The 16,134-nt window shown below is 61.9% G+C and carries 14 protein-coding genes; 4 read left to right on the top strand and 10 right to left on the bottom strand.

Annotation, left to right across the window (positions count from 1 at the left end; translation table 11 throughout):
* Positions 1–220 precede the first annotated feature (220 nt).
* Positions 221–1,936, top strand: coding sequence for a 2-isopropylmalate synthase (gene leuA, locus ASC90_RS25710; protein WP_056546955.1), 1,716 nt, complete (start codon positions 221–223; stop codon positions 1,934–1,936).
* A 100-nt stretch (positions 1,937–2,036) separates the two neighbouring features.
* Here leuA and ASC90_RS25705 read toward each other — a convergent pair whose 3' ends face one another.
* The 4 genes from ASC90_RS25705 to ASC90_RS25690 all read right to left on the bottom strand — a co-directional run bounded on the left by ASC90_RS25705 (position 2,037) and on the right by ASC90_RS25690 (position 5,192).
* Positions 2,037–2,876, bottom strand: coding sequence for an anti-sigma factor (locus tag ASC90_RS25705; protein ID WP_056546952.1), 840 nt, complete (start codon positions 2,874–2,876; stop codon positions 2,037–2,039).
* Between the two features lies 1 nt (position 2,877).
* Positions 2,878–3,384: an RNA polymerase sigma factor gene (locus tag ASC90_RS25700; protein WP_056546949.1), complete on the bottom strand. Its 507-nt coding sequence runs from the start codon at positions 3,382–3,384 to the stop codon at positions 2,878–2,880.
* A 160-nt stretch (positions 3,385–3,544) separates the two neighbouring features.
* Positions 3,545–4,105 carry a tetratricopeptide repeat protein gene (locus ASC90_RS25695; RefSeq protein ID WP_056546944.1) on the bottom strand — a complete coding sequence of 187 codons (561 nt, stop codon included), beginning with the start codon at positions 4,103–4,105 and terminating at the stop codon, positions 3,545–3,547.
* Between the two features lie 148 nt (positions 4,106–4,253).
* On the bottom strand, positions 4,254–5,192 hold the full coding sequence (locus tag ASC90_RS25690) for a metallophosphoesterase (RefSeq protein ID WP_156393140.1): 939 nt from the start codon (positions 5,190–5,192) through the stop codon (positions 4,254–4,256).
* A gap of 82 nt (positions 5,193–5,274) precedes the next feature.
* Between ASC90_RS25690 and ASC90_RS25685 the strand changes: the two genes are divergently transcribed.
* Positions 5,275–5,712, top strand: coding sequence for an NUDIX domain-containing protein (locus tag ASC90_RS25685; protein ID WP_056547269.1), 438 nt, complete (start codon positions 5,275–5,277; stop codon positions 5,710–5,712).
* Positions 5,713–5,721: 9 nt separating this feature from the next.
* On the opposite strand, the gene ASC90_RS25680 is transcribed toward ASC90_RS25685, so the two are convergent.
* A complete protein-coding gene (locus ASC90_RS25680; RefSeq protein WP_056547267.1) occupies positions 5,722–6,708 on the bottom strand; it encodes a glutathione S-transferase family protein in 987 nt (328 codons plus the stop codon).
* A gap of 270 nt (positions 6,709–6,978) precedes the next feature.
* On the opposite strand from ASC90_RS25680, the gene ASC90_RS25675 reads away from it, so the two are divergent.
* Together ASC90_RS25675 and ASC90_RS25670 are read left to right on the top strand one after the other, a co-directional pair.
* Complete coding sequence (locus ASC90_RS25675; protein ID WP_056546937.1) at positions 6,979–7,479, top strand: N-acetyltransferase; 501 nt, start codon at positions 6,979–6,981, stop codon at positions 7,477–7,479.
* 69 nt (positions 7,480–7,548) lie between these two features.
* Positions 7,549–8,859 carry an MFS transporter gene (locus tag ASC90_RS25670; protein WP_056546934.1) on the top strand — a complete coding sequence of 437 codons (1,311 nt, stop codon included), beginning with the start codon at positions 7,549–7,551 and terminating at the stop codon, positions 8,857–8,859.
* Positions 8,860–8,861: 2 nt separating this feature from the next.
* Here the strand turns inward: ASC90_RS25670 and ASC90_RS25665 are convergent, their stop codons facing one another.
* Genes ASC90_RS25665 through ASC90_RS25645 form a run of 5 tightly spaced genes read right to left on the bottom strand, consistent with a single transcriptional unit; the run spans position 8,862 to position 16,113 of the window.
* Positions 8,862–9,284 (bottom strand): GNAT family N-acetyltransferase, encoded by a 423-nt coding sequence (locus ASC90_RS25665; RefSeq protein WP_056546931.1) that lies wholly within the window; start codon positions 9,282–9,284, stop codon positions 8,862–8,864.
* Positions 9,285–9,287: 3 nt separating this feature from the next.
* Positions 9,288–11,357 carry a hypothetical protein gene (locus ASC90_RS25660; RefSeq protein WP_056546928.1) on the bottom strand — a complete coding sequence of 690 codons (2,070 nt, stop codon included), beginning with the start codon at positions 11,355–11,357 and terminating at the stop codon, positions 9,288–9,290.
* A gap of 1 nt (position 11,358) precedes the next feature.
* The gene (locus ASC90_RS25655; protein ID WP_056546925.1) at positions 11,359–14,172 is read right to left on the bottom strand and encodes a DUF4159 domain-containing protein; all 2,814 of its coding nucleotides are present in this window, start codon (positions 14,170–14,172) and stop codon (positions 11,359–11,361) included.
* Entirely contained in the window at positions 14,169–15,089 is a 921-nt protein-coding gene (locus ASC90_RS25650) for a DUF58 domain-containing protein (protein WP_056546922.1), read from the bottom strand. The genes ASC90_RS25655 and ASC90_RS25650 overlap by 4 nt, the downstream gene beginning before the upstream one ends.
* Before the next feature lie 13 nt (positions 15,090–15,102).
* Positions 15,103–16,113, bottom strand: a complete 1,011-nt coding sequence (locus ASC90_RS25645; RefSeq protein WP_056546919.1) for a MoxR family ATPase — start codon at positions 16,111–16,113, stop codon at positions 15,103–15,105.
* Positions 16,114–16,134: the final 21 nt, after the last annotated feature.

Here is a 16,134-nt window from a genome sequence, read left to right as displayed (position 1 = left end):
ATACGCGCGCCCTGACATCGCTTCTTCTCCTCGGCCTTACGCGCGGTTGCCGGGTCCGTTGAGGAGCGCCCGGCGGCCGAAAGCCCGCCCGGCCATAGCTCCTCTCGCCAACCCCCAGAATTGATCAACCGGATGCATTCGCTCCGGATTCGTCATCGCCAAGCGGCATGCTATGCGCTACTACGCGGCTGGCCAGATGACGGGAAGAGGAAGAGAAGACATGGACACGAACACCCGCTCTCAGACCAACGGCATGCCCGATGCGGCGGTGAAATACCGCGCTTATCCGCAGGTCAACATTCCCGATCGCACATGGCCATCCAAAACCCTGACCAAGGCACCGGTCTGGTGCTCGGTCGATCTGCGCGACGGAAATCAGGCTCTGGTCGATCCCATGGGACACGACCGCAAGGCTCGTATGTTCCAATTGCTGCTCGACATGGGTTTCAAGGAAATCGAGATCGGCTTCCCGTCGGCATCGCAGACCGACTTCGACTTTGCGCGCTGGTGCGTCGAGCAGGGCAATGTTCCTGACGATGTCTCGCTGCAGGTCCTGGTGCAGTGCCGTCCGGAGCTGATCACGCGTACCTTCGAGGCACTCGAGGGCGCAACCCGGCCCATCGTCCACTTCTACAATTCTACCAGCGAACTGCAGCGCCGTGTGGTGTTCGGCAAGGATGTCCAGGGCATCAAGCAGATTGCCGTCGATGCGGCGAAGATGATCTCCGACATGGCGGCCAAGGCCGGTGGCGGATACCGGTTTGAATATTCGCCGGAGAGCTTCACTGGCACCGAGCTGGATGTAGCGCTGGAAATCTGCAACGCGGTGATCGAAGTGATGAAGCCGACGGCCGACAACAAGCTGATCATCAACCTGCCATCGACCGTCGAGATGGCGACGCCGAACGTCTATGCGGACCAGATCGAGTGGATGTGCCGCAATCTCGACAATCGCGAGAACCTGATCATCTCGCTGCATCCGCACAACGACCGCGGCACCGGTATCGCCGCCGCCGAGCTGGCGCTGCTGGCTGGCGCCGACCGTGTCGAAGGCACGCTGTTCGGCAATGGCGAGCGCACCGGCAACGTCGATGTCGTTACAATGGCACTCAACATGTTCACGCAGGGCGTCGACCCCGAGATCGACTGCTCCAACATCGTGCGCATGAAGGAAGTCTTCGAGTATTCCAACCAGATGCCGATCGGCGAGCGTCACCCCTATGTCGGCGAACTGGTCTACACGGCCTTCTCCGGCTCGCACCAGGATGCCATCAATAAGGGCATGAAGGCGATCAAGGTGGCCAACCACCCGGTCTGGGAAGTGCCCTACCTGCCGATCGATCCGCGGGACGTCGGGCGTAGTTATGAAGCGATCATCCGCATCAATTCGCAATCCGGAAAGGGCGGCATCGCCTACATCCTGCAGCAGGACTACGGCCTCAACCTGCCGCGAAACCTGCAGGTCGAGTTCCGCGAGGACATCCAGCGCATCACCGACGAGGATGGCAAGGAATTGCCGTCGCGGAAGATCTACGACCGCTTCATCGAGCGTTACGTGGCGCAGCCGGAAGGCCGTATCAAGTTCGTCGATCATCACACCTATGCCGATCCGGAGCGGAAAGGCCAGCGTATCGTCGCCGCCGAGATTACCGACAACGGCGAGATGAAGCGCATCGAGGGCAGAGGCAACGGCCCAGTCGACGGCTTCATCAACGCGCTCTCCCACTATCTCGGCATCGAAATGTCGGTCGAGGACTATTCGGAGCACTCGCTGCAGCACGGTTCGAATGCAGCCGCAATCTCCTATGTCGAGACGTCCTATCCGGGTGGCCGGCTTTTCGGCGCCGGTATCAGCACGAACATCGTCGGCGCTTCGCTTGAAGCGATTGTGTCGGCGGCGAACCGCGTCCTCGACGTGAAAGCCGGCAAGGTCTGATTATTCAGCGCAGCGGACTAAGTCCGCTGCGCAATGCACTTCAATCCCGCCGCCTTAGTTAGGGCCAATTGCCGTTGAGGACAATTTCGCCGGAGCGTCCTTAGATCGCGGTTGCGATCTGCATGGCGAGCTGCGCAAGCGAGGCTTCTGAGGATGGGCCGACGAGAACGTAGGAGGTCCCGGCATTGTGCCAGCCGACCAGACCAATCTCGTCCTTGATGGTTTCCTTGAAGTCCTCGGTCTCCGCCGCTTGACTGTCCTTGCGGAAGCAGATGGAAGCGAGGTCGCCGTCCGCGCTCGTATAGACAAGCTGGCCGACCGGCCGGCCGTTGGAGAGGAAAACGCGAGCGCCCTGGAACGTCCAGCCTTGGCTCGTGAGGTCGGGAACCCGGAAGGCGACGCCCACGGTGGACGTCAGCCAGCTGGAAATTTCCTCGGCCTGCGTCGATGCCACCTCGACGATATGGCGCGGCTGACGCGCGATCAGGCGCTGGTAGGCCGTTACGTCGACGAGCCAGTCGTTCGCGTCGGAAGCCGCATCAGCCGTCTGAGGTGGATTGGGAGCGCCGCCGGAATTATCGGCGGCGAGATAGCCAATACCGCAGCCGACGACGAAAAGAATGATCGCCGCTGCCAAAGCCTGCGGACCGCTCGGCGCAAGCTTCAGCGAAGGACGCGAGAGGCGCGGTGCGAGCGGAGCCTTCGGCGGCTGCACGTTCTTGATCGAGCGGACGAGCGCCAGCGGCACAGGCTCCTTGAGGACGTCGTCGAGGCGGTGCCTTCCAAAGTCGGCGCCTTGGCGCAGCTTGTCGTAGAGCCGCCTTGCCCCGTCGTCGGTTGCCAACCGCTGTTCCAAGTCCATTTTCTGTTCGGTTGACGCTTCGCCATCCAGCAAGGCGGTCAGCTGAGCATCGAGCGGCAATTTCTTGAAATCGAGCAATTCAGTACCTGTGAGGATAGTTGTCTGCGACGCTGGCGAAATGCAGTCTTGCCGCGGTTAGGTGTGAAACGACGTTGCTCATGGCGATGCCCATGATGTCGGCCGTCTGCTGGTACGTGTGACCTTCGACGACAACCAGAAGAAGGACACTGCAGGTCCCTTCCGGCATCTCGGCTATCATGCGGTGAATTGTGTCGGCATCGAAACCGGCCGTGCGGTCGCGGCTTGCGTCGCGGATATCGGTGACGTTGGCTTTCGGCGTGGCATGCGGCCTGCGCCGGCGGCTGTCATCGTTCCACTGCTGGCGGGCCAGGGTGTAGATCCAGCTTTCCAGCCGCCCTTCACCGTTCCACTGGTTGCTCTTGGCCACGGCGCGTTCACAGACGGCCTGTACGAGTTCGTCGGCGACCGCGGCGTTGCCTGCCAGGGTCATAGCAAAGCGGCGCAGCCGGGGCAGAAGGCCAACCAGGTCGCGTCTGATATCGATTGTCGTCACGGGTTGACGCATAGTCTTTCCAAAGTAATGCCTGGACGGTCGGACGACCGTCCAGCAGTAAACAGACTTATACCGGCTCTGTGTCCTTTATGATACAAGTCCCTGATGCTTCGCAAGCATCGGTCGGTGTATCCTACGGCTTCTCAAAGCTTTTCTTCGGTAGCATGTCCGTTCAGTAGGTTCGGTATCCGTTCAACGCCTGCAGCAGAGAGCGGTACGCCCATGTCTGATCGCCGCCGCGATCGCGAATCTCCACGAGCTGGACGCGCGCGCCCTGCACGTCTCCCTGTTCCACCAAAGCTTGTCCCATGTATGACCGGGCAAGAATATAGTTCTCATCTGCCTGCAGGGCCTTGCGGTAGTACGACATTCCCAGTTCCATCCGGCCCGCTTTGCGGTTCGCATAGCCGAGATAGTTCAGGATGCGGGGATCATTCTGGTTGCTTGCGAGGTGCAGCACGGTGAGCGCGTTGTCGTACTGCCCGGCATAGGCAAATTCGCGGGCTGCGTTGTAAAGATCGTCGTCGTTGAAGCTGCTCTTCTTCGGAACCACGCATTGCTTCTTGTTCTTGTCCCAAACCTTGCCGTTCGCGCACCTGGTGGTCGTCTCGGTCTTCGGTGGCGGCTTCGTCTCATCGCTCTCGTCACCAACGGCAAACGCCGGTGCTGAAAAGGTGAAAGCGAGACAGCCGGCCAGAGTAAGGGTACGAAGCGAGGGGAGAGCGTAGGACATGCGATGACTCCATGGATGGGTGACGCAGAGACGAGGATTGTACCTCTTGATCGCGAAATACCAAGGGGGTGAATGCGGATCGTCGCGGGCATAGTGCCATCTTCAGACGCCGAATCAAACCGTTGACGAAGAGATTCCGTCTGGTGCGCTAAGGCCTGAAAATATCAACGCTTTCCTGACACACGCCATCGCCCATTTCGTTGATGCTGAAACGTTCGCCAGTCAGTTCCCAGTAGCCGGGCGAACCGCCGATGTTGAAGAGATTGTAGGCGGCGGGTGGCTTGATGCCACCGGGGCCCTGCGAAGCGGAGGCGATACCGACCACCGGCACGGGGCCGGTTTGTCCGCGCAGCCAGTGAAGGGTGTTCAGATGTGTATGGCCGTGCAACACCAGCTCGGCGCCGCCCGTTGATACGACTGCGGCGAAGCGGCGAATGCCGATCATCCGTTTGTGAAATGACGTCGCGCCGCGGATCGGGGGATGGTGGATCATCACGACGCGAAAAAGCCCGGCCTCGCCAGCGGCGCGCAGCATGTTGACGGTCTCGCGGGCTTGCCTCTCGCCGAAAAAGCCGCTGGCGGCGAAGGGTGGGGTAGCCAGCGCCGTCGAACAGCCGACGATGGCGACTTTGCCGCGAACGCGCAGATACGGAAAAACGTGACGATCCTCCTCCCAGTGCGGTGGAGCAAGATCGCCGCGGACATTGTCGTACCAGGCGCGCATCGATTTTTCGTAGGCACCGGGCACATAAGCGTCGTGATTTCCAGGTACGACGGAATTGTCCGCTGGGTCGCCCAGCTCCTTCAGCCAGGCAGCGGCGGCGCGGATTTCGATGCCGCTTGCGAGGTTTACCAGATCGCCGGTTATCGCAAGATGATCGGCTTGCCTGGCGCGGATATCGTCTAGCAGCACGTCAAGCGTGCTGCCGAAAAGGTGCTTGCGCCGATTGCGATGCCAGTTCACAAAGCCGGTGATGCGCTTGGAGAACAGTTCGCGGACTGAAAGGCGGGGCAATGGCCCGAGATGAATGTCTGAAATGTGCGCAAGCTTGAACATCCGACGACACATAGCCCAGGAAGTCTGCAATTCAAACACATCTGCTTGAACGGACTATGAAATTGGAAGAAGCGTGAACAGACACATTCGCCCCTGGCAGTCACGGCTGCTGATGCGCATCGCGCACACTTATTTCGCAATTGCTCGTGGAATGACGATGGGGGTTCGGGCCGCGTGCTTCGATTCCGCCGGGCGAATCTTTCTTGTGCGACACAGTTACGTGCCCGGATGGCACATGCCGGGCGGCGGGCTTGAGCGCCACGAGACAGCCGAGGAAGCTCTGATCAAGGAGCTTCGCGAAGAAGGCAATCTGCAGATCGTCGGGCGACCACAGCTATTCCACGTCTACCTCAACACATCCGCGAGCCGACGGGATCATGTCCTTTTCTATCGGGCCAAGGTGACGCAGACGGCGCCACGCGCGCCTGATCGCGAAATCATCGAATGCGGTTTCTTCGCACTAGATGATCTACCGCAGGGGACGACGTCGGCAACGCGCCGACGCCTGGCGGAACTCGCCGGGGAGCATGCGCCGGCCCATATCTGGTAGAACTTTCGCTCAGGCCGCCGCAAGCCGCGCGCGACCGTGTGGCCGATCGAGATCGAGCGCCGGGCCGACCGGTACGATTCCGGTCGGATTGATCGTCCCGTGGCTTCGGTAGTAGTGGTTCTTGATATGGTGAAAGTCGACCGTCTCCTTGACGCCCTGCACCTGGTAGAGGTCACGCAGGTAGGCTGAAAGGTTGCGATAGTCGTCGATCCGACGGATGTTGCACTTGAAGTGGCCGACGTAGACCGCATCGAAACGCACCAGCGTCGTGAACAGGCGCCAGTCCGCTTCGGTCAACTGATCACCGAGCAGGTAGCGACCCTTGCCGAGCCGCTCTTCCAGCAGGTCCAGGGTTTCGAACAGCTTGATCACGTTCTCGGCATAAGCTTCCTGCGATGTCGCGAAACCCGACTTGTAGACGCCGTTGTTGACCGTATCGTAGACGATGGCGTTCAGATCATCGATTTCCGAGCGCAGGTCTTGCGGATAGAAATCCAGCGTCGAACCCGTCAGGGGATCGAAGGCGCTGTTGAACATCCGGATGATCTCCGCGGATTCGTTGTTGACGATCGTGTTCGTCTTTTTGTCCCAGAGCACCGGCACGGTCACACGACCGGAATAATGCGGGTCGGCCTTCACATAAACTTCCCACAACGCCCGCGAACCGAAAAGGTTGTCGCCGGTGGCTCCGTCGCCGACCTTGAACTCCCAGCCGTTTTCCAGCATCAGCGGATCAACGACCGAAACCGAGATCAGGTCTTCGAGCTTCTTCAGCTTGCGGAAGATCAGCGTGCGGTGCGCCCACGGGCAGGCGAGCGACACGTAGAGGTGATAGCGTCCGGCCTCGGCCTTGAATCCGCCGACGCCTGAAGGGCCGGCTTCGCCGTCGATGGTCACCCAGTTGCGAAACTGTGACGCTGCGCGCTTGAAATGCCCCTTGGTTTCCTTCGTATCGTACCAGACGTCATGCCAGACGCCGTCAACCAGCATGCCCATGTTTCCATCCTTCATATTGCCTTGTTGCGATGGAACGTATCGCATCTCGCGCGACTTGGCAGGCCAAGAAAAATTGAACACTGCGTCGCGGCATGTGGCCCGGCTGTTTTTTCCAATGGACGACCGATTTTTTTCCTGCTATCGGCGTTTCCACATTTGGAACCTGATTGATGTCTCTACCGAGAAACCTGCGACGACGCTAATGCTCCCGAACGCCTGAGGGCGTGCTCGAGAACCCATCATTTTCGTCTATCCGGTTTCCGTCTCATCATGCACAAGCACGATCTGGTCTACCTCACCGAGGACGCGTCGCACGACGCAGCTATCGAACATATCAACGAAGAAGCGTTCGGCCCCGGGCGGCACGCCCGTGCCGCTGCCCGTATCCGCGAGCAGGGACCACACGACCTGTCGTTGTCGTTCATCTGCGCGGATGATGGCGAGACGATCGCTTCGGTGCGGATGACGCCTGTAACGGCAGGTTCGGTCAAAGGACATCTGCTCGGACCGCTGGCGGTTCGGCCTTCACACAAGAGCCGCGGTATCGGTCGGGAGCTCGTCCGCATTGCTGTCGAGGCGGCGCGGCGCAAGGGCTCCGAAGCTGTCATTCTGATCGGCGATCCGCCTTACTACGGCCCGCTCGGCTTCGAGAAGGTCGTACACAACGCGCTTGCATTCCCCGGTCCGGTCGATCCTGCCCGCGTTCTCGTGGTTCCGTTCGCAGACGATACTCATGGCAGGCTGCACGGAATTATCGGCTGGCGAAAATAGCCAGCATGCGGTATTGCCTTGGGTCTGAAGTGCGCTTCATGTGATGTTTCAGGGGCTTGGGGGAACCACATGAGCAGCATTTCTATGGACGAAGCGCTGGACCGTGCCGGCACTGGTCCCTTCCAATTGCGTCTCATGGGCATATTCGGACTGGTCTGGGCAGCCGATGCGATGCAGGTGCTGGCGGTCGGCTTTACGGCCGCATCGATCGCGGGGACATTCGGGCTGACCGTGCCGCAGGCCTTGCAGACAGGCACGTTGTTTTTCCTCGGGATGCTGATCGGCGCGGTCCTGTTCGGTCGCCTGGCCGACAAGATCGGTCGGCGGCATGTCCTGATCCTGACCGTCGGTTGCGATGCGATTTTCGGCACACTTTCGATCTTTGCTCCCGATTTCACGAGCCTGCTGGCCCTTCGCTTCCTGACGGGAATTGCGGTGGGTGGCACGCTGCCGGTGGACTACGCGATGATGGCCGAATTCCTGCCTGCCAAGAGCCGCGGGCGTTGGCTGGTGGCTTTGGAGGGTTTTTGGGCGATCGGAACGCTGATCGTTGCGCTAGCAGCCTGGGCGGCAAATGCGGCAGGCGTTCAGGATGCCTGGCGCTACATCTTCGCTGTCACCGCGCTGCCCGCCTTGCTGGGCCTTACGTTGCGCTTCCTAGTGCCGGAATCGCCCCTTTACCTTTTGCGGACAGGGCGGGCCGCCGAAGCGCAGGAGGTTGTCAACCAGATCCTCACGCGCCACGGCAAGGCGCCGCTTGGGTGGCAAGACGAAATCGTTTACGCGCCGCAGGTGAGCGAAGGAATATTCTCGAAGCCGCTTCGGCGGCGCAGCCTGATGATTTTGGGAATCTGGTTCCTCGTTTCCGTTTCTTACTACGGGGTCTTCACCTGGATGCCCGCCAAGCTCGCAGGCGACGGGTTTGGTTTCGTGCGCGGATATGGCTTCCTCGTAGTCGTCGCGCTCGCCCAACTGCCGGGCTATGTCCTTGCTGCCTACGGTGTCGAAGCCTGGGGGCGCAAGCCGACGTTGATCGGCTTTTGCCTGTTGTCCGCGCTCGGTTGCCTGCTTTTCGTCGTATCACCGAGCGACGTGCTGGTCGGTGCATCGCTGCTCGTCATGAGTTTTGCGCTGCTTGGCACCTGGGGAGCCTTGTACGCCTATACGCCGGAGCTTTATCCGACGGCGTCGCGGGCGACGGGCATGGGGACGGCAGGCGCCATGGCGCGGCTCGGCGGGCTTATCGCGCCGTCGCTGATGGCGTTCGTAGTCGCCGAAGGGCTGGGCGTTGCGATCGGGTTGTTTGCCGGCCTGCTGGTCATTGCCGCGCTTGCGGCGACGGCGATCGACATGGAGACCCGTCAGACAGTGCTGACCTGAGGCTACTGGTCCAGCAGCTTTCGCAGGAAGCTGCGCGTTCGGCCCCTTGGGAAGTCGGGCAGTTCTCCGAAGACCTCATACCCATGCCGCTGGTAGACGCGGAGCGCCCGCGGATTGAATGTATCGATCCAGGCGCCGTGACAACCGCGCGCGGCGGCCTCTTGTTCGGCCATGGATAGAATCTTGGCTGCCAACCCTTTGCCGCGCTCGCTGTCGGGGATGTAGAGCCACTGGGTGAAAAGCCACCCCCAGGCAGTATAGCCTGACAGCCCACCCGTTATCTTGCCGTCGGTATCGCGAATGAGAACGGCGAGCACCTGCCGTTCCGCAGGGCCGACATCGCTGATGTTGAATGCGGCGAGTGCGTCGCCGATCGCGGCAAGGTCCTCGGGGGAGGGCGAGGCTGTCAGCTCCAAGCCGGCCATGGTCTATCGACCCTCGCGCCACCACATGGAACCGAACGCAAGCAACAGAATGCCGACACCGGCAAAGCCTGCGAAAAGCGGCAAGGTGTTGATGCCCTTAAGCACCGTCTCGTTTGTCATATGGAGCTGCATCCGCTCGCCATCGGCGACGCGAATTTGGCCACGAACCGGCAGGATCGGTGGAATGCTGATTGCGCCGTTCGCGTCAGAAACGCGGGCGGTGAGACCCCTGGTCTTGTCGGCGATAGGTTTCAGCGCCTCTGTCGTCGAGATCATCGCCTTGAATTCCGGAGCGTCGACTGCACCGACATGAACAAGCGTGATCAAGTCGCCATTGCGGATCTCGAAGAGGCCGATCTCGTCCATCTTTTTCTCGGCCTTGAACAGGCCTGGCTCGGATTGTTCCAGCGGAAGGGTTTCGGTCCGTCCGGACGGGTAGCGCACGGTGGCATCGCCGGGAGCTCCACCGATCGTCTGGCGGGTGATTTCCAGTGTTCGGCCGGAGGCGCGAGCGGTCAGTGCTTCCTCCTCAAGCGCAGGCTCCTTCATCAGCCAGTGGGCGATCCGGCGGTAGAGCGAGACATGCGGACCACCGCCCTCGAAGCCACGGGCCCAGAGCCAACCCTGATCGGAGAGCAGCATGGCGACACGGCCTTGTCCGGCACGGTTCAACACAAGCAGCGGGTGATTGTCTGCGCCGACCATGACCGTCTGGCCCTGCGGCGGGTCGACATCGACACTGCGGAACCAGCGGCCCCAGTGCGGCGGCTCGTCGGATGAACCGTCGAGGCCGCGGGTGACTGGGTGCTTCTTCCCCTCGTCGGAGAGGCGCGGATAAAAGGCCTTCTCGACCATCTGGCCGGTCGGGGCAGCAGGCAGGACCGATGACAGCGGGGTCAGAGCGATCGAATCCTGACCGGCATGTTCAGGGCCGGCCGCGATCAGCAGTGCGCCCCCGTTCTCGACATATTGCGCGATGTAGTCGTAGTACAGGATCGGCAGTACGCCGCGGTGCTGATAACGGTCGAAAATGATCAGGTCGAAGTCCTTGATCTTGTCGACGAAGAGTTCGCGCGTCGGGAAAGCGATCAGCGACAGTTCATTAATCGGCGTGCCGTCCTGTTTTTCCGGTGGACGCAGGATCGTGAAGTGTACGAGGTCGACCGAGGCGTCGGATTTCAACAGATTGCGCCATGCACGTTCGCCCGCATGCGGCTCGCCCGAGACGAGGAGCACGCGCAGGTTCTCGCGGATCCCGTCGATGACGTGGACGGCCCGGTTGTTTGCCTCCGTGACTTCGCCGGGCAGACCGGCAACGGAAAATTCGAGAACGTTGCTGCCACCGCGAGAGACCTTGAAGGAGAAGGGCGTATCTTGGCCCGGGGTGGCCTGCAGCGTGGCGATTTCGTCGCCGTTCAACTTCACGGTGACGTTGGCGGTGCCGCCGGGGCTAGGGCCGTCGTCGAAGACGCGCAGCACCAGTTGCTGCTCCTCATTGACGATGCCGAAGCGCGGTGCCTTGATGACCTCGATGCGGCGGTCGAATTCATTGGCCTTGCCGGTGATCAGACCGTGGATGGGTGCGTCGAATCCAAGAGCCTGATTGACACCGGGGACATCGTGCACCTCGCCATCGGTCAGCATAATTGCGCCGCCGATACGGGCAGGCGGAACGTCGGCGACAGCTGCGGAAAGCGCGTTGAAGAGGCGGGTCGACGGGGCGTCGGACCCTTCCGGCTCCGTTGCATCCACGTAACGGGGCTCGATATCCGGGAAACGCGCAAGGCGATCCTTCAACTGCGCCAGAGCGTCATTCGTCATCTCGATGCGTTCGGGTGTCTGCTGGCTCTGGCTGCGATCGACGATGACGGGCACGACCGTCGACAGATGCTCGCGATCCTCCTGAAGCAGCAGGGGATTGGCCAAGGCGGCCAGCAGGGCCAGCGCGGCGATCGAACGAATCCAGGCGCCACGAATGCCGCGCCAGATAGCGAAGGCTGCGATGACAACCGCAACAAACGTCAGTGCCGCCAGGATCGGCCATGGAATGAACGGCGAAAAATCAACTGTCATATCACTGTCCCAACCGTTCCAGCAGGGCAGGGATATGGACCTGGTCGGTCTTGTAGTTGCCGGTGAGCATGTACATCATGATGTTGACGCCGCTGCGGTAGGCGTATTCGCGTTGCATTTCATCCGGCGGCACCGTCGGCAGCATTGGCATGCCGCTCTGGTCGACAGCCCAGGCGCCGGCGAAATCGTTGCCGGTGATCAGAATCGGGGACACCCCGTCGGCCGACCCCGTCGACTTGGGGTTGGCGGCGTGATTGTCCTGCCGGGCCTCGATCCATAATGGGCTGCCTGCGTAGCGACCGGGGAAGCTCGAAAGCAGGTAGAAGGACTTCGTCAGAACATGGTCGGTCGGAACCGGTTCAAGTGGTGGAATGTCCAGATTGGCAAGAATCTGCTGCAGGCGCTCGCCATTGGCGCTGGCCGGCCCGCCGCCAGTATCAAGCGCGCTGAACTGGTCACGCGTGTCAAACAGCACTGTTCCGCCGGACCGCATGTAGGCGTCAATCCTGTTGATCGCAGCGGCCGACGGCATCGGCGCTGTGGCCGTAACCGGCCAGTAGATGATTGGATAGAAGGCCAGTTCGTCTTTCGTCAAGTCGAGCCCGACGGGCGGTGCCGGCTCAAGCGTTGTCCGGAACGTCAGGAACTCGGTCAGACCTTCGAGCCCGCGTTCCGAAATGTTGTCGACATCCTGCTCGCCGGTGACGACATAGGCCAAATGCGTATTGTCCAGCCGCTGGAATATCTGGTCGTCACCCGGTTTGGAGTCATCGGCCCGGGAACGGTCGGGCAGCAGCAGAAGCGCAGCGCTGAGAGCCACGGCGACCAGAGCGGCCGTGCGGGCCGCGGGGCGCAGGCGAGAGAAAGCACCACTCATGAACATCACAATCAGACTGTCTGCCAGCAGGAGCAGGAATGCTATCAGGAAAAGAGCCGGCTTGGCTGACCACGTTTCACCGCCGATCAGCCCTTCACGAACGGCTGTCACACCCGAGGTGTCGAGCGGTTTCAGCTCGGCATCTTTCTGTAGGACATTCAACGCCGTAAAGCCTTCTTCTGAACCATAGAGTCCGGGCGGATTGTCAAATCCGGCGACAGGGGTGACCTTCGCATTGGGAATCAGCGGCCGAGCGGTTCCTGTTTCCGTGGTCAGTGCCCCCAATGCCGTCAGCAGGCGAAACGGCGGCAGGGCTTCGGCGGTGGCGGCGCCGCCGGTTTCCGAGGTTACACCACCCGAGCGGGAGAGTTGTACAAGCCGGCGCAGCATTTCGACGAAGTTGCCGGAGATCGGCAGATCCGACCAGGTTGCCTCCGCACTGACATGGAACAGCACGATCCGGCCGGCACTGATCGGCTTCGTCGTCACCAATGGCGTTCCGTCGGCAAGACTTGCCCAGGTGCGTTCGGCGAGGTCCGGCGTCGGTTCCGCCAGGACCTGGCGCTTGATGGTCACGTCGGTGGGCTTCGGCATTCCTGCAAAGGGGCCGAAGTTCGGGAACTCGGCAAGCGGTTGCGGTTCGGCCCATGACAGCGCGCCACCGAGCGCGCGCTCGCCCTGGCGTAGCGTGACCGGAACCAGCGGGTCATCGGCGGGCGCGGCAGCGAGGCGTGGTCCGGCGAAACGGATCAGCGTCCCGCCGTTGGCGATCCAGCGCTGTAGCGGTTCGTAGGTGTCCTGCGGCAGCCTGCCGATATCGGCCATCACGATGACGGACGGATTTTGTGAGAGGAGGTCGGGGATCGACGTCGCGAGATCAGGCGTGTTCGGCTCGATCAGGTCGGCATAAGGCTGCAGGGCGCGCTGGATATAGTAGAGCGGCGACAGCAGCGGCTGAAAGGTATCGCCCGCTTCGCCCGAGAGCAGGACGACGCGCCGACGCTTGAAGCCGTCATCGAGTAGATGGACCGCGCCTGCCGTCGCATGATTGTCGATGCTGAGGCGGGCGAAGTCGTTTCGCATTTCGAAGGGGGCGGCGATGGCGCCGGTGGCGACAGCCTGGCCGGGCTGAAAGTTGACAGAGCCCGTGGCAATCGGTCGGCCCTGCGCATCTTGCGCCGTCAGCGGCAGTGAGGCGGCAGCGCCGCTGTTCAACCGCGTGGCGGTAACGGTCATCGAATCCGCAGCGTTGTTCGCCGATGTGATGGCAATGGTCTCCGCCGCGTCACCCTCGACCAGCCGCAGTTGCGCCGGCTGCAGGTCCGAGAGCTGGCGGACGGTCGCGTCGTTGTCGCGTGATGCGGCGCCATCGGTCAGAAAGGCCAGCGTCCCGGGGTGAACGCCGTTGAGCGCAGCGCGCAGTGCCTCGAAGGCCCGTTGACGGTCGGGGACGAGGGGCTTCGGCTCCGCGGCCCGCAGTTTGTCGCGAGCTGCGGCTGCGGTCCCGGGAACGGCGTCGTTGGTCGGATCTGCGGTGAAGGCTATGGCAACCGGCGTTCCTGCCGCTTCGGCATCGTCTATCAGCGCATCAGCCGTCTTTACACGACGCTCCCAATCGGGGGCCGTCGCCCAGCTATTATCGACAAAGAGAACGAGCGGACCGCCCGAGGCGAGTGAACTCGTGCGCGGATTGAAGACGGGATCGGCGATGGCGAGGATAACCGCGGCTGCAAGCAGCATACGCAGGAGCGTCAGCCACCAAGGGCTCTGCGCCGGCGTTTCCTCGCGCTTCAGCACCGTTGCCAGAATCCTCAGCGGTGGGAAGACTTCGCTCTTTGGCCGGGGCGGCGTCAGGCGCAGCAGCCACCAGATGACCGGAAGTGCGGCGAGCGCGCCAAGGATCGCGGGGTAGGCAAACGCAAAGGGGAGGGCGTTCAAAGTTGCCCTCCGTGGTTTGCCTTGGCGGGCATGCCGGACAGATACATGTGAACCGCAACCAGGGCCTCGGAGGCGAGATGGTCGGTGCGATGGCTTACAAAGGTCCAACCGATATGGCGCAGCGCCTGGCCGAGTTCGTCGCGGCGGGCGAGATAGGCGCGGCTATAGGCATCGCGAATGTTCTCGGCGCGGCCGGAGGTGAGCTTCGAACCCGTCTCGGGGTCGGTAAACTCGGTTCGTCCGTTGTAGGGGAAAAGCTCCTCGGCGGGATCGGCGACCTCGATGACATGACCGCGCAGGCCACGCCGGGCTAGGGGGGAGATGCGGGCCATGACGGCGCGCGCATCGTCGAGAAAATCGCCGATCAGCACAAGTTCGCTCCAGCCCCGGATCATTGCTGTTTCCGGCAGTCCGCCGGTCAATGGAGCATGTATCAGCGCTGTGGCGAGACGTTCGGCCGCATTGCGTGCCGAGACCGGCTCCATCACACCTGGGCATCCTATGCGCTCGCCGGAACGGGCCAGGATTTCAGCCAGCGCCAGCATGATGACGAGGGCTCGGCTCTCCTTTGAAGCGCTGGCGAAGGTCGATTTGTACATCATCGACGGTGACATGTCGGCCCATAGCCAGATGGTGTGGGCCGCTTCCCATTCTCGGTCGCGAATATAGGTATGGTCGTCGCGGGCGGAACGCCGCCAGTCGATGCGTGACAGGCTTTCGCCTTCGGTATAGGGACGAAACTGCCAGAAGTTTTCGCCGATCCCGCGTTTGCGACGACCGTGCCAGCCGGCGATCACCGAGTTGGCTATGCGCTTGGCTTCCACCAGGCAGTCCGGCACGAGGCTGGCACGCTGACGGGCGCGTGCAAGGGCATCACTGCCGGAAGTCGGATTGACGGTCTGTCCGATAGATGCCACGCGTGAGGCTTCCTTATCCCTTGGCCTGCTTGACCAGTTCAGCGATCACGTCACGGACCGACATGCCTTCGGCACGGGCGGCGAACGTCAGCGCCATACGGTGCTGGAGAATGGGCTCGGCGAGCGCGTGGACATCGTCGAGGGATGGCGCGAGGCGGCCTTCATAAAGGGCGCGGGCACGAGCGCAGAGCATCATTGCCTGGCCGGCACGAGGGCCGGGGCCCCAGGCGACGTTCTTGTCGGTGGAGGCATTGCCCTGACCGGGACGGGCGGAGCGGACGAGGGAGAGGATGCCATCTACCACTTTGTCGCTGACCGGCATCTGGCGGATAAGGGTCTGGATCTCGACCAAGCGTTCGGCGTTGAGGACGGCTTGCGGCTTGGTTTCGCCGAGGCCCGTCGTTTCCAGCAGGATCTGGCGCTCGGCGGCAAGCTCGGGATAGTGAACGTCCACCTGCAGCAAAAATCGGTCGAGCTGTGCTTCGGGCAGGGGATAGGTCCCCTCCTGCTCCAGCGGGTTCTGGGTGGCGAGGACGTGGAACGGCGTCGGCAGGTCGTAGCGCTGGCCCGCGACGGTGATGTGGTATTCCTGCATGGACTGCAGCAGCGCCGACTGGGTGCGCGGCGAGGCGCGATTGATTTCGTCAGCCATCAGCAATTGGGCGAAGACCGGGCCCTTGACGAACCGGAAGGAGCGGCGGCCGCTATCATCCTGATCCATGACCTCGGAGCCGAGAATATCAGACGGCATCAGGTCTGGCGTGAACTGGATGCGGTTGGCGCCAAGACCGAGCACTTCTCCGAGCGTGGTGACGAGCTTGGTCTTAGCAAGGCCAGGGACGCCGACAAGAAGGGCGTGGCCACCAGATAAGACGGCGAGAAGCGTATTCTCGACGACGCTTTCCTGGCCGAAGATCACCTTCGAGACCTCGCCCCGGACGGTGGCGATATCGGCAAGCGCTTTTTCGGCTGCGGCGACGATCGCCTTTTCATCGAGGGGGGCGTCGGTCTTCATCATACCCATCAGGCATCTCCAGCGGCTGAT

The organism is Rhizobium sp. Root1220, assembly GCF_001426265.1.
Lineage (GTDB): Bacteria > Pseudomonadota > Alphaproteobacteria > Rhizobiales > Rhizobiaceae > Rhizobium.
This window is presented reverse-complemented; position numbering and strand designations above follow the sequence as displayed.